Raw genomic sequence first — 13121 nt, 5'->3', positions numbered from 1 at the left:
ACCTCGAGAATCGAGTGACACCCTTGATAGCGACGGAGATAACAACAATGCGATTCAAGCAGGCCTTGCTTGGCATGACAGTGGTTATGCCGATGCTCGGGCAAACCGCGTTTGCCGGCGTCAGCGAAGAACAGGCAAAGCGACTGGGGCAGGAGTTGACCTGCGTCGGTGCCGAAAAGGCGGGTAATGCCGCCGGCACCATTCCAGCCTTTACCGGCAAGTACCAGGGCAAGGTGCCAGGCTGGAACCATGTGCTGCACTCGGGCGGTCAACCGGTCGATCCCTACGCCGATGAAAAGCCCGTGCTGGTCATCACCGCGGCCAATGCCAAGGACTACACCGAGCACCTGACTCCCGGGCAGCTGGCGATGTTCAAGCAGTACCCGCAGACCTACACGATGAACATCTACCCCGGCCACCGCGACTACCGCTACAGCGATGTGGTCTGCGAGCGTGCCCGCTGGAACGCCACCCACGCACAGCTGGCCAACGACGGCATGGGCGTGGACGGCGTTGGCCAGGTGCCGTTCCCGATTCCGCAAAACGCCATGGAGCTGTTGTGGAACCACCAACTGCCGGCGCGAGCCTGGACGGAAGACGCCGTGCGCGACCTGGCTTCGGTGCTGCCCAGCGGCGATATCGGCTGGGGCCGTACCTACACCCGTGGTTTTGCGCCGTCCAACGACCCCCACAACACACCGAAAACCGAGGCCGGCATCCAGGCCTACAGCTGGACCCAGACCCTGCTGCCCGCGCGCGAGAGCGGCACCAGCACCGTCAGCCAGGAACCCTACAACTTCAAGACCCACTCCCGCCAGGCCTGGTCCTATAACCCCGGTACCCGGCGTGTGCGCCAGTTGCCCGGTTACGGTTACGACCAGCCCATGACCGGCAGCAACGGCACCATGATCATCGACGAAGACCGGCTGTTCAACGGCTCGCCTGAACGCTACGACTGGGAGATGCTCGGCAAGCGCGAAATCTACGTGCCGGCCAACGCCTACAAGGTCAACGGCGGCGACGTCAAATACAAGGACCTGCTGACCCCCAATCATCCGAACCCAGCCTACATGCGTTACGAGCTGCGCCGTGTCTGGGTCTTGCAGGCCACCTTGAAACCGGGTTTCCGGCATCTCTACGGCAAGCGCGTGCTGTTCCTCGACGAGGACACCTGGCATGCGGTGCTGGGCGATGCCTATGACACCCGCGGGCAACTCTGGAAGCACGGGGTCACCAACTACTATTACCACCCGGATTCGAACGCCTGGCACTCCGGTGTGGCCTTTTTCCAAGACCTGAGTACCGGCCAGTACATGGGCTACAACATGACCAACGAATCACGCAAAGGTCCGATTCTCAACCAGGGCAAGTTCAACGCCCAGATGTACACCCCGGACGCCCTGCGCGCTGCCGGACGCTGATCAGAAAATACCCGCAACGGTAATGCTTGGACCGTTGTGTCTTGGCCCGGCAGGTTCCCCGACCTGCCGGGTTTTTTTTGTCAAGTGATCTCGCAGGTGAAGGTTTCCCACAATAACTGTGGGTTAGCCTGTGGATAACTCCATTCCCAATCGCGCTAAGCAGCGGCCTGCTTAGCGCGAAAGGCTATTGGATGATTTTTGTACAATTGCAGCCTCAATGAGCAGCCCTGTAAGAAATTTTTGAGGGCGACCTTGCTGGCCTCATCGCTAGCAAGCTCTGCTCCCACACCTATCTCCAGTCCTGCCAAAATTGCACGTGGTGCTTTTGATCTAGATGTAGGAGTCAGGCTTGCCTGCGATGAATTCAACGCGGTGGGCCAAAGACACCTCAGTGCCTGTCTCGCGACGGTTCGGCGCCCCGACAAGCTCGGCTCCTGCAGCATCGGGTACGGGTCAGAACCGACCCGTCAGCGGGTACTCGATGGCCAGGCGAATCTGGTCGGTGTCCAGCTCTGCCTGTGCCGCATTGCCACGGTGCACGTTGTGCCGCAGTGACAGCGTGGTGCCCTTGGCGGCGCCGTTTTGCACCACGTAACGCGCTTCCAGGTCGCGCTCCCAGTGTTTGCCACCCTTGCCATAACCCAGGTAGGCGTAGCCGCCGTTGGACTGCGCCTGGGCCGACTCGGCCTGAGCCAGCGAAACCTGGGTGACGGCGCCGAGCGCCAGGGCCATGAGGGCCAGTGTTGAAGCGTTACCCATGATCGGGAGTGTCCCTGGTTGCAGATTAATAAGCGCGCAAACGCAGCAGCCGCGTACCGTCCAGCGGATCGGTCAGCCAGTGCGCGCGGACCCCGAACGTGTCGTTCAGGCGTTGTTCGGTCAGTACTTCGAAGGGAGAACCCAGCGCCACCAGCCGGCCGCGATCCAGCACCGCGAGGCGATCGCAGGCGAGTGCCTGATTGAGGTCGTGCAGGGCGATCACAGTGGTCACCGGCAAGGCATGCACCAGCCCGAGGATCGCCAGTTGATGCTGGATATCCAGGTGATTGGTGGGCTCGTCCAGCAGCAGGACTTGCGGGCGCTGGGCCAGCGCCCGGGCGATGTGCACGCGCTGGCGCTCGCCACCGGACAGGCTGTGCCAGGCGCGCTTGAGCAGGTGCGCCATGTCGACGTCTGCAAGCGCCTTGAGCACGATCGCATCGTCGACAGCACTCCACGGCGCCAGCGCCGAAAGCCATGGCGTACGGCCCAGCTCGACGGCGTCGCGCACGCTGATCGAGTCGCTGGTGTCGGCCTGTTGTTCGACCACTGCGAGCAGGCGGGCAATGGCGCGCCGGTTCAGGCTCGCCAAGGGTTGCCCCTTGAGCTGCACGTGCCCTGACGCAGGTTTGAGCAGCCCGGCCAGCAGCTTGAGCAGTGTTGACTTGCCCGACCCGTTGGGGCCGACGATGCCGAGCGTTTCACCTTCGCTGACCGCGAGGCTGACATCGCAGAGCAGGGCAGCGCCTTTGACTGAATAGCTCAGTGCGCTGCAGGCCAGCATCGCAGTCGTCGGTGCCGTCATCGCGAGCGGCTCCCACGGATCAGGATCAGGGCAAATACCGGCGCGCCGACCAGTGCGGTGATCACCCCGATCGGCAACACCTGGCCCTTGATCAAGGTGCGCGAGAGCACATCGGCTGCGACCAGGAACAAGGCCCCGCACAGTGCACTCAGCGGCAGCAACCGGGCATGCCGCACACCGACCAGCAGGCGCACGGCGTGCGGAATCACCAGCCCGACAAAACCGATGGAGCCGACGATCGACACCATCACCGCAGTGACCAACGCCACCGTGGCGATCAGCACCCCTTGCACCTGGCGCACCGGAACCCCAAGCGATGCCGCCGCGTCTGAACCGAAGGTGAAGGCGTCCAGCGCACGCCGGTGCCACAGGCAAACGAGCAGCCCAACCAGCACCACCGGCAGCGCCAGGGTCACCGACGACCAGCGCACACCACTGAGGTTGCCGAGCAGCCAGAACATGATGCCGCGGGCCTGTTCGGCACTGGCTGACTTGGTGATCAGAAAGGCAGTGAGGGCATTGAACAATTGTGAACCGGCGATGCCCGCCAGGATGATCTGCCCGGCGCTGTTGGCACCGCGTGAGGCACTGGCCAGCAATGCCACCAGGGCGAATGCGGCGACGGCGCCAGCAAAGGCCCCCAGCGACAGCGAGATCGCCCCGGCGCCCAGGCCCATAATGGCCACCAGCACCGCGCCGGTCGAGGCACCGGCGGAAATGCCCAGCAAGTACGGGTCCGCCAACGGGTTGCGCAACAGCGACTGCAGCACCACGCCCGAAATCGAAAGGCCCGCACCACAGGCTGCCGCCACCAGGGCGCGGGTGAGGCGGTAGTTCCAGACGATGCCTTCGTCGATCGGGTCGAGCACATAGCCCGCTGCCCAGAGTTTGTTCGCCAGTACCTGGGCAATCACCGGCAGGCTGATCGAGGTCTCGCCAATGGCGACGCCGGCGGCGAGCGTGACCAGCAGCAACAGGACGACCCAAAGGCTGTGGCCCAACAGGTTCAGTGGCTTCATTGGGCGAGCTTGAACCGGTCGACGCTGTCGGCCAGTGCTTCAATACCGTCGAACAGGCGCGTGCCGGCCTGCATCGCGTCAGCATCGAGGATCAGGATGCGGTCATTTTTTACCGCCTCCATGTTGCGCGTGACCGGGTCGGATTTGAGGAATTGCAGTTTCTTCTGGTAGTCGTCGGCCGGGAACCGGCGGCGGTCCATGCGCGCAATCACGATCATCGTCGGGTTGGCCTTGGCCAGGGTTTCCCAGCCCACGGTCGGCCACTCTTCCGTGGATTCGACCACGTTGCGCATCCCCAGGCTGTTGAGCATGAAGTCCGGAATGCCCTTGCGGCCGGCCACGTACGGGTCGATGTCGAGGTCGGCGCTGGAAAACCAGAACAGCGCCGAAACCTCGTTCACGTGCTTGCCTTTGACCTGCCCGACGGCTTTTTCCAGACGGCCTTGCAGCTGCGTCACCAGCTGCTGGCCACGGTCCTGCGCATCAAAGATGGCGGCCAGTTGGTGGATGCTCTTGTAGAGGCTGTCGATGCGAAAGGCTTCCAGGCGCGTGCCGTCGGCACCGACCAGGTTGTCCTTGCCTTCGCAGTCGGAGGGCAGGATGTAGGTCGGGATCTTCAACTCATGAAACTGCTCGCGGGTGCCGACCGCGCCTTGCGGGCCGACCATCCATTCCAGCTGCACCGCGACCAGGTCCGGGCGCTTGCCGATGACCGACTCGAAGCTTGGTTCATTGTTGGCCAGACGCTCAACCTTGGCGTCCTGCGCCTTGTACGCCGGCAACACAGTGTTGAACCACAGCGAGGTCCCCACCAGCTTGTCGCCCAGGCCCAGGGCGTAGAGCATTTCAGTGCCGGCCTGGCCGATGGTCACGGCTTTGCTCGGCGCCTGGGCGAAGGTCAGCGGCATGCCACAGTTTTCGACCGTCAGCGGGTAGCGCGTGGACGTGGCGGCGAGGCTCAGGCTGGACAGGCCGAGACCGGTGAGCAGCGCAGTAAGACGAGGCAGTGACATGTGCGGTGATCTCCATTCGAACAATGCACGGGCAGAGGTGCACAGCCTGGAAAACACATCCCGAACCATCAACCTGGAGACGAGGCCAGGCACAGGGCAACAGGCTGGCGCCTGCGCACGGATGTCCTTCCCGGACACCCCGCCGGTGAGTTGATTTGCAGCGCCGGCAGGTCTCCTGACTGATGCGTCATCGCCGTGTTCCCGCCTTCCCGGGTGTGCCCCAGTGGCATTGATGGAACAGGCTCGGCACCTACAGTTGCGGGGGCAGTTCCGATTGAGGCCTTGAATCAAGGCTTACGGATTCCCTATTGATTTCTATCGAAAACCGGCGGGCGCGATGGTAGGGGATAGGGGGGGATGCTGCAAGCCTGGGCAATGATCCTGGCGATGCGCCTTGCCCAGCGAGTCACTGTGGCTATTGTTTAACATCTTGTTACAAGCTTGGTCCCGGGTTTGCATAGCCACCTCGGCGGTAACTCATTCTTGCGTCACAGTGGAGGTCAGAGATGTCTATCAACAAAGCCTTGTTGGCAGTGGCAATTGGCGCGGTGCTGTCGGCTTCGACAGTGTTGCTTCCAGACACCGTGGCGGGTTTTTCCAGTGCCTACGCTAAAGATGGTGGCGGTGGCGGTGGCGGTGGCGGTGGCGGTGGCGGTCACGGTGGTGGTGGTGGTGGTGGTGGTGGTGGTCACGGCGGTGGTCACGGCGGCGGGGGTGGTCATGGTAGCGGCTCGGGCGGTGGCCATGGTGGCAACTCCGGTGGCGGCCTGGGGCATTCGGGCGACAGCGCCGGCCACGACTCGGGACACGACGGCTCTCACGGCTCTCACGGCGCTCACCATGCCGGCGAAGTTGGCGACGATCATGGTGTTCACCGCTCCGGTGAAATTGGCGACGATCATGGTGTTCACCGCTCCGGTGAAATTGGCGACGATCATGGTGTTCACCGCTCCGGTGAAATTGGCGACGACCATGGTGTTCATCGCGCTGGCGAGGTTGGCGATGACCATGGCGTTCACCGGGCCGGCGAGGTTGGCGATGACCGTGGTGTACACGTCGGCGGCGAACCGGGAGACGACAAAAGTGGCACCTGAGCCATCACCACACGTGGGGCAAATGCCTCGCTATCGGGGGTAACCCCCTGCTCATGGGGCCGGTTGGCCCTGTGGGTCTTCAGGGATGGTCAGTTCAATGCCCAGGCGCAGGCCTTCGCGAAGGATATGGCGGCGCATTTCGGCACTGGCCTGGGCACTGTTCCTGTTGCGGATGGCGCGCACCACCGCTTCGTTTTCCTTCAAGCGTTCGGCCAGGTGCTCCGGCGAGTTGCGCAGGGCTTCGGCGCTTTGCTTGAGGGCGTCGCGGGTCTGTTGCACCACGTTCTGGAAAATCGGGTTGGAACTCAGGGCGAACAAGGTTTCGTGAAAGGCCAGGTAGGCATTGACCCCGGCGTCGCTGTCGCCGGCCTCCAGTGCTTCACGCATGTCCATCAGGGTCAGGCGCAGCTGGCCGACATCGCTGGCACTGCTCGACTGGGCCACCAGCCCGACGATGAACGGCTCCAGGGTGTAACGCAGTTGCAGCACATCTTCCAGGCTGGCGTTGGCAACAAAGTGATCGCTGCGCGGTGCAGCCTCGTTCGGAACACTGCCATCGAGCACCAGCACACCCTTGCCGGGCATCGAACGAACCAGCCCGAGGGTTTCCAGCACAATGACCGCTTCGCGCAGGCTCGGGCGGCTGATGCCGAGCTGTTCGGCCAGCTCGCGCTGACCGGGCAGCATGTCACCGCAACGCCACTGGCCGCGGGCCAAGGCGTTGCGTAATTTTTCCACGACCGAATTCACTACGGTGGATGAGGTAACCACTGATCGTTCCGTGCAATGAGATAGAGAGGCGCTCCTCATAGTGTGAAGGGGTTTCAGCGGTCTTGCCAGTTGGACCTTTCAGGGCGCGCTGGCCAATTACACCACCGTACTCTTCACCACCGCCAACTCCGGATGCGCCACCAACTTGTCGATGTGCAATTCGTCATTGTTCATCCAGATTTCGGTCAGTACCCGGTAATGCTCCATGTCACGGCAACGCATGCGCAGGCTGTAGTCGAAGTGGCCGCTGATCAGTTGGCATTCGAACACCTGCGGGCAAGCCCGCATGCAGGCTTCGAAAGCCCTCTGCGCCGCGCGCCCGCTCTGGTTCGAGAGGGCGACCAGCACCAGCAGCGATAACCCCGGCGAGACCACCTGCACATCGATGATCGCGCCATAGCCGCGGATCACACCGCGCCGCTCCAGCTTGCGCACCCGCTCAAGGCACGGGCGTGGCGTCAGGTGCACCAGCGACGAAAGCTTCTCGTAAGTGATGCGGCCGTTGTGACGCAAGACCTCGATGATGGCCTCGTCGATGCGGTCCAGCGGCGGCGAGGTGTGCGGGTTGTTGGCCTTGGTATCCATCGTGCGTTCTTTCACTTCAGGCGGTTGGATAGAAACTGCTGCAGGCGTTCGCTTTGCGGCTGGTCAAGGATCGCGGCGCTGCCTTGCTCCTCGATTCGACCCTGGTGCAAAAACAACACCTGGCTGGACACCTGCCGGGCAAAGCCCATCTCGTGGGTGACCATCAGCATGGTACGACCTTCCTCGGCCAACGTCTGTATGACCTTGAGCACTTCCCCGACCAGCTCCGGGTCCAGCGCCGAGGTGGGCTCGTCGAACAGGATTATTTCCGGCTCCATTGCCAGCGCCCGGGCGATGGCGACCCGTTGCTGCTGGCCGCCGGACAGGAACGCCGGGTACTGGTCGGCGACCCGTCCGGGCAGGCCGACCTTGTCCAGATAGGCGCGGGCCCGTTCTTCGATCTCCCTGGCGCTGACACCCAGCACCCGCCGCGGCGCCAGGCAGATGTTTTCCAGCACGGTCATGTGGCTCCACAGGTTGAAATGCTGGAACACCATGGCCAGGCGCGTACGCAGGTTCTGCAACTGCGCCGGGTGCGGGGCGTGGCTGCCGGTGCGGCCCTGGCGCATTTCGATGGTTTGGCCGTCGAGGGTGATGGCGCCGGCGTCGGGTGTTTCCAGGAAGTTGATGCAACGCAGCATCGTGCTTTTGCCCGAGCCGCTGGCGCCGATCATGCTGATCACATCGCCGTTGCGGGCATTGAGGGAAACGCCCTTGAGCACTTCGTGCTCGCCATAGCGTTTGTGCAGGTCCTGGACCTTGAGCTTGACGTTGGCGGCTCCGGGCACTGCGCCGAGCTGGGTGGTGTGTACGCTGGAAACGATGGGCAAGGCCTTGGCGCAATGGTTCATGGGTTAGCCTCGGGAAGGGGACAGAAAACGCATCCAGCGCCGTTCAGCCAGGCGAAACAGCCCGACCAGCACAAAGGACAGCAACATGTACAAAAGGGCCGCGAGGCCGAACGCCTCAAAGGTCATGAAGGTCGCGGCGTTGGCATCGCGGGCGACTTTCAGGATGTCGGCAACGGTCGCGGTAAACGCCAGTGACGTGGCGTGCAGCATCAGGATCAGTTCATTGCTGTAGGCCGGAATCGAACGGCGCAAGGCCGCCGGCACCACCACGAACAGGTTCAGTCGCCAGCCATACAGGCCATAGGCACGGGCCGCCTCGATCTCGCCGTGGGGAATATTGCGAATGGCCCCGGCGAAAATTTCCACGGTGTAGGCGCAGGTGTTCAGCACAAAGGCCAGCACCGTGCAGTTCAGTGCATTGCGGAAAAACTCATCGAGCAGGGCCGTGTTGCGCACCACCTCCAGCCCATACAGGCCGGTGTAGCAAATCAGCAGCTGGATATACAGCGGCGTGCCGCGGAACACGTAGGTGTAGAATTCCACCGGCCAGCGCAGCCAGAAATGCCTCGAGACGCGGGCAAGGGCCAGCGGAATCGAGATAAAGAAGCCCAGCACAATGGAAAGGATAAACAGCCACAGGGTCATCGCCACCCCGGACAGGCCGGCGCCATCGTGGTAGAGAAACGCCGGGCCGTACTGTTGAATGAGTTCGATCATTGCGCCAGCCCCTTGATTCCGATGTTGTAGCGCCGCTCCAGGCGTTTGAAGAAGCGGTTGGAGAGGGTGGTGATCAGCAGGTAGACCAGCGCTGCAACGATCAGGAAGTACAGCGTGTTGTTTGTGGTCTTGCCGGCGTTTTGCGCGGCCTTGACCAGGTCTGACAGGCCGATGATCGACACCAGCGCGGTGGACTTGAGCAGCACCAGCCAATTGTTGCCCAGACCCGGCAAGGCAAAGCGCATCAGCTGCGGGAACAGCACCAGCCGAAAGCGCTGGGCCCGGCTCAGGCCATAGGCGGTGGCCGCTTCCAGCTGGCCGGCGGGCACGCTGAGAATCGCGCCGCGAAAGTTCTCGGTGAAATAGGCGCCGTAGATAAAGCCCAGGGTCACCACACCGGCGGTGAAGGGGTCGATTTCAAAGTAATCCCAGCCGAGCAGTTCGGTCAGATCGTTGAGCCACAGTTGCAGGGTGTAGAAGATCAGCAGGATCAGTACCAGGTCGGGCACGCTGCGGATCAGCGTGGTGTACAGCGTGGCCGGCAGGCGCAGGATGCGCAGGCGCGACAGCTTGGCGCTGGCACCGAGCAAGCCCAGCAGCAGGCTCAAGGCCAACGACAGCATGGCCAGCTTGAGCGTCATCCAGGTGCCTTGCGCCAACAGCGGGCCGAAGCCTTGCAGGCTCAAGGCCTGCAGGCCGAGAGAGGAAAGGAAGTCATTCACGGGAAAAGTCTCGCAAGGGCGGGAGGCGAGTACCTGCCCCGGCCCGCTTGAGCAGCGGGCCGGGCAAGCGGTTTACTCGTTGTAGATGTCCAGCGAACCGACGTACTTCTTCTGGATCGCTTCGAAGGTACCGTCGGCATGCACGGCGGCGATGCCCTTGTTGATCAAGGCCTTGAGCGCTTCATCGTTCTTGCGCAGGCCCATGGCGATGTCCAGCGGCAGGGTCGGGTCCTTGATCGCCGGGCCGCTCTTGAATTCGGCGCCTTCGGGCTTGGACAGGAAGTTGAGTTCAGCTTCCAGCTTGTCGGTCAGGGTCGCGTCGAGGCGGCCGTTGATCAAATCCGCGTAGTTCTGATCCTGGGCCTGGTAGGCCTTGACCTGGGCACCCAGCGGCGCCAGTTTGGCGCGGGCATAGGCTTCTTGCAGCGAGCCTTGCAGCACGCCGACCTGCTTGCCCTTGAGCGACTCTGGGGTGTCTCCGAAGTCGGCGCCCTTGCGGGTAATCACCGACGTGGGGCTGAGGAACAGGCGGTCAGAGAAATCGATCTGTTTCTGCCGTGCCGGGGTGACCGCCATGGACGACATGATCGCGTCGAACTTGCGGGCGCGCAGCGCCGGGATCATGCCGTCGAATTCGTTGTGGACCCACACGCACTTGACCTCGAGCTTGGCGCAAATGGCATTGCCCAACTCGATGTCGAATCCTTGCAGGCTGCCGTCGGCGGCCACGGATTCAAAGGGAGGGTATTCGGGGAAGACACCAAAGCGGATTTCTTTCCATTCCTGGGCCTGAGCCATGCTGGCGCACAGTGGCAGGATCAGCACGCCGAAGAGTTTTCGCAGCGAAGTCATAGGAAGGTCCCTGTGTTTTTGGTTTAGGTTTAGGGCAGTGGTAGTCGTAGGTGTGTCTTGGTCTTGTTGTGACGCTGCAGTCGGGCAACAGAATGCGGGATACCCGAAAGTTTTTTTTGTCGTTTGGCTGCCGTGCAGCTGTCGGAATCCGCTGTAAACGCGGTTTTGTCAGCCGAATCGGCTGTTGGACCTCCTGTTTCGGCTTTGCGCGACGCTGTAGGAGCCGACCTTGGTCGCGATGGGCTGCGCAGCGGCCCCGGGGTCTGCTACGCAGCCCATCGCGACCAAGGTCGGCTCCTACCAGTGGGTTTCAGGCGGTTTTTTTCAGGGGCGCAGGCTGGCGCAACAGCGCAAACAGATCCTTGGGATCATCCAGTTCCGGCACCAGCGCGATCTCGCTGCCAATCTCCAGCGCCCTGGCCACATCCAGCACATAACGCAGCGCCGAATAGTCCTCCAGGGCAAACCCCACCGAATCGAACAGGGTGACTTGCGCGTCGTTCTCGCGGCCCGCTGCCTGGCCATTGACGACCTGCCAGAACTCGGTGGTCGGCGAGTCGGCCGGCATCTGCTGGATCTCGCCTTCGATGCGGCTTTGCGGTTCGTATTCAACGATCACCCGCGCGCGCTCGACAATGTCGCGGTGCAGTTCGGTCTTGCCCGGGCAGTCGCCGCCCACGGCATTGAGGTGCATGCCCGGCTCGATCATCTGCGGGGTAAGGATGGTGGCATTGGCCTTGTCCGCAGTGACCGTGGTGACGATATCGGCACCGCGCACCGCGTCGGCCACCGAGCTTGCCCTGATCAGCTTCAGGTTGGGGTAGCCGGCAAGGTTGCGTACCAGTTTGTCGGTGGCCTGCGGGTCAATGTCGAACAGGCGGATTTCGTTGATGCCCAGCACCGTGTGGAAGGCCAGGGCCTGGAACTCGCTCTGCGAGCCGTTGCCGATCAGCGCCATGCTGCGCGCGTCCTGGCGGGCCAGGTAGCGGGCGGCCAGCACCGAAGTGGCGGCGGTGCGGATCGCGGTGGTCAGGGTCATTTCGCTGAGCAGCACCGGCGTGCCGGTGTCGACATCGCCGAGGGCGCCGAAGGCCATCACCGTGAGCATCCCGGCCTGGGTGTTTTTCGGGTGACCGTTGACGTACTTGAAGGCGTACAGGGCCGCGTCCGAGACCGGCATCAGCTCGATCACGCCGTCCGGGGAGTGGTTGGCCAGGCGCGCGCACTTCTCGAAATCCGCCCAGCGCAGGTAGTCCTGGCGAATGTATTCGGCCATTTCACTCAGGCAGGCGGGCAAGCCTTTGCGCCGTACCAGTTGGCTCAGGTCGTTGACGTCGATATAGCGGGTCATGGTCATTTCCTTCTTGCAGTCGAGGTTCAGTGGCGCACGGGCAGGTGCACTTCGGCGAGCATGCAGCGGGCGCTGCCGCCACCGATGCGTTCGATATGGTCGATGCTCACCACCACCGGGCGGGTGTAGCGCTCCACATGCTGGCGCTGGGTGGGCAACAGTGATTTCCAGGCGCTGCGTGACATCACCAACAGCGGGTTGCCGTCCTTGTCGTGGACTTCGAGCATGTTGCCGGCGAAGGCTTCGAGCTGGTCGTAGTCAAGGCTGAGGATGTCCTTGCCGGTGTCGCGCAGTGAACGCTCCAGGGTCAGGCGTTCCTGGCCGTCGGGCAGGGCTTGCAGGCAGACCACCGACAGGTCGCGGCCGACGCTCATCATCACGTTGCTGTGGTAGATCGGCGCCTGGTGGCGGTCGACGGCGTGGAACACGCAAACGCGGTAGCCCAGCCGCTCGGCGAACTGGCGCAGTGCTTCGCTGTGGGTGCGGCCTGAGTGGCAGGCGTAGCTGATCTGGTGCTCGCGGTCCAGGACCATGCTGCCCGTGCCTTCCAGGAACAGGTTTTGCTGTTCCAGGTGGCTCAGGTCGATGGTCTTGTTGATCGCAAAGCGTTGCTCGAGGGTCTGCAGCACACCCTTGTCGCGTTCCAGCCGCCGGTTGTGGCCTTCCATCGGGTACAGCACCAGGCTGCCGTCGGCATGGCTGCTCCACCAGTTGTTGGGGAAGATCGAGTCGGGCGTATGCGGGGCCGGCGTGTCCTGAACCACCAGCACTTCCACGCCATGCTGGCGCAGGGTCTGGACATAATCGTCGAACTCTTCCAGCGCTTTTTGCTGGGCCTGCTCAGGGCAGAGCACGGCCTGCTGGAATCGGTTGTTGACGGCAGTATCCGGGTTGAAGGCGAACCGCGCCGGGCGGATCATCAAGACGGTATTGGTGGTTTGCATCGGGCACGCATCCAGGGGTTGGCAGTGGTGCCATTTTCCGCTGGATGGCGGTTCAATCCCGGCTGAAGCGCTGGCGTGTGGCAGCGGGGATAGCTGAAAAGTGGGGCGGGGCAGCCGGATCGGCTGTGCAAATCCGGGGCGCCGCGAGGTCTTGTAGGAGCCGACCTTGGTCGCGTTGGGCTGCGCTGCAGACCCCGGGGCCGCTGCGCAGCCCATC

Annotated in this window: 13 protein-coding genes, 1 pseudogene and 1 riboswitch; of the genes and pseudogenes, 2 read left to right on the top strand and 12 right to left on the bottom strand. The window is 62.9% G+C overall.

Annotated elements, in window-relative coordinates; genetic code table 11:
- Positions 1-47: 47 nt before the first annotated feature.
- On the top strand, positions 48-1421 hold the full coding sequence (locus GUY40_RS25840) for a DUF1329 domain-containing protein (protein WP_166571742.1): 1374 nt from the start codon (positions 48-50) through the stop codon (positions 1419-1421).
- Between the two features lie 453 nt (positions 1422-1874).
- Here the strand turns inward: GUY40_RS25840 and GUY40_RS25835 are convergent.
- The 4 genes and pseudogenes from GUY40_RS25835 to GUY40_RS25820 form a co-directional block, all read right to left on the bottom strand.
- Positions 1875-2084 (bottom strand): annotated as a pseudogene (locus GUY40_RS25835) (OprD family outer membrane porin); the annotation flags it as partial.
- Between the two features lie 121 nt (positions 2085-2205).
- Positions 2206-2985, bottom strand: a complete 780-nt coding sequence (locus GUY40_RS25830; protein ID WP_166571741.1) for an ABC transporter ATP-binding protein — start codon at positions 2983-2985, stop codon at positions 2206-2208.
- Positions 2982-4004 (bottom strand): iron ABC transporter permease, encoded by a 1023-nt coding sequence (locus tag GUY40_RS25825; protein ID WP_166571740.1) that lies wholly within the window; start codon positions 4002-4004, stop codon positions 2982-2984. The genes GUY40_RS25830 and GUY40_RS25825 overlap by 4 nt, the downstream gene beginning before the upstream one ends.
- Positions 4001-5017: an ABC transporter substrate-binding protein gene (locus GUY40_RS25820; protein ID WP_166571739.1), complete on the bottom strand. Its 1017-nt coding sequence runs from the start codon at positions 5015-5017 to the stop codon at positions 4001-4003. The genes GUY40_RS25825 and GUY40_RS25820 overlap by 4 nt, the downstream gene beginning before the upstream one ends.
- A gap of 147 nt (positions 5018-5164) precedes the next feature.
- Positions 5165-5362, bottom strand: a riboswitch (cobalamin riboswitch).
- A 161-nt stretch (positions 5363-5523) separates the two neighbouring features.
- On the opposite strand from GUY40_RS25820, the gene GUY40_RS28490 reads away from it, so the two are divergent.
- Positions 5524-6111 (top strand): hypothetical protein, encoded by a 588-nt coding sequence (locus GUY40_RS28490; protein WP_166571731.1) that lies wholly within the window; start codon positions 5524-5526, stop codon positions 6109-6111.
- A 51-nt stretch (positions 6112-6162) separates the two neighbouring features.
- On the opposite strand, the gene GUY40_RS25810 is transcribed toward GUY40_RS28490, so the two are convergent.
- The 8 genes from GUY40_RS25810 to ctlX form a co-directional block, all read right to left on the bottom strand.
- On the bottom strand, positions 6163-6882 hold the full coding sequence (locus tag GUY40_RS25810) for a FadR/GntR family transcriptional regulator (protein WP_166571738.1): 720 nt from the start codon (positions 6880-6882) through the stop codon (positions 6163-6165).
- 96 nt (positions 6883-6978) lie between these two features.
- Positions 6979-7467, bottom strand: coding sequence for an Lrp/AsnC family transcriptional regulator (locus GUY40_RS25805; RefSeq protein WP_166571737.1), 489 nt, complete (start codon positions 7465-7467; stop codon positions 6979-6981).
- An 11-nt stretch (positions 7468-7478) separates the two neighbouring features.
- A complete protein-coding gene (locus GUY40_RS25800; RefSeq protein WP_256675872.1) occupies positions 7479-8318 on the bottom strand; it encodes an ABC transporter ATP-binding protein in 840 nt (279 codons plus the stop codon).
- 3 nt (positions 8319-8321) lie between these two features.
- The gene (locus GUY40_RS25795; RefSeq protein WP_166571736.1) at positions 8322-9035 is read right to left on the bottom strand and encodes an ABC transporter permease; all 714 of its coding nucleotides are present in this window, start codon (positions 9033-9035) and stop codon (positions 8322-8324) included.
- Positions 9032-9757, bottom strand: coding sequence for an ABC transporter permease (locus tag GUY40_RS25790; RefSeq protein WP_166571735.1), 726 nt, complete (start codon positions 9755-9757; stop codon positions 9032-9034). The genes GUY40_RS25795 and GUY40_RS25790 overlap by 4 nt, the downstream gene beginning before the upstream one ends.
- Positions 9758-9829: 72 nt before the next feature.
- Positions 9830-10609, bottom strand: a complete 780-nt coding sequence (locus GUY40_RS25785) for an ABC transporter substrate-binding protein (protein WP_166571734.1) — start codon at positions 10607-10609, stop codon at positions 9830-9832.
- 310 nt (positions 10610-10919) lie between these two features.
- Entirely contained in the window at positions 10920-11960 is a 1041-nt protein-coding gene (locus GUY40_RS25780; RefSeq protein WP_166571733.1) for an ornithine cyclodeaminase, read from the bottom strand.
- 26 nt (positions 11961-11986) lie between these two features.
- On the bottom strand, positions 11987-12904 hold the full coding sequence (gene ctlX, locus GUY40_RS25775; protein WP_166571732.1) for a citrulline utilization hydrolase CtlX: 918 nt from the start codon (positions 12902-12904) through the stop codon (positions 11987-11989).
- Between the last annotated feature and the right edge of the window lie 217 nt (positions 12905-13121).

The organism is Pseudomonas sp. R5(2019), from assembly GCF_009905435.1.
Classification (GTDB): Bacteria; Pseudomonadota; Gammaproteobacteria; order Pseudomonadales; family Pseudomonadaceae; genus Aquipseudomonas.
Note: the sequence above shows the minus strand (reverse complement) of the source record. Positions and strands in the feature narration are given on the sequence as shown.

Coding starts and splice junctions, on each gene's coding strand:
- GUY40_RS25820 (WP_166571739.1), bottom strand. CDS start 5,017: ATGTCACTGCCTCGTCTTACTGCGCTGCTCACCGGTCTCGGCCTGTCC.
- GUY40_RS25840 (WP_166571742.1), top strand. CDS start 48: ATGCGATTCAAGCAGGCCTTGCTTGGCATGACAGTGGTTATGCCGATG.
- GUY40_RS25830 (WP_166571741.1), bottom strand. CDS start 2,985: ATGACGGCACCGACGACTGCGATGCTGGCCTGCAGCGCACTGAGCTAT.
- ctlX (WP_166571732.1), bottom strand. CDS start 12,904: ATGCAAACCACCAATACCGTCTTGATGATCCGCCCGGCGCGGTTCGCC.
- GUY40_RS25780 (WP_166571733.1), bottom strand. CDS start 11,960: ATGACCCGCTATATCGACGTCAACGACCTGAGCCAACTGGTACGGCGC.
- GUY40_RS25800 (WP_256675872.1), bottom strand. CDS start 8,318: ATGAACCATTGCGCCAAGGCCTTGCCCATCGTTTCCAGCGTACACACC.
- GUY40_RS25785 (WP_166571734.1), bottom strand. CDS start 10,609: ATGACTTCGCTGCGAAAACTCTTCGGCGTGCTGATCCTGCCACTGTGC.
- GUY40_RS25795 (WP_166571736.1), bottom strand. CDS start 9,035: ATGATCGAACTCATTCAACAGTACGGCCCGGCGTTTCTCTACCACGAT.
- GUY40_RS25825 (WP_166571740.1), bottom strand. CDS start 4,004: ATGAAGCCACTGAACCTGTTGGGCCACAGCCTTTGGGTCGTCCTGTTG.
- GUY40_RS28490 (WP_166571731.1), top strand. CDS start 5,524: ATGTCTATCAACAAAGCCTTGTTGGCAGTGGCAATTGGCGCGGTGCTG.
- GUY40_RS25805 (WP_166571737.1), bottom strand. CDS start 7,467: ATGGATACCAAGGCCAACAACCCGCACACCTCGCCGCCGCTGGACCGC.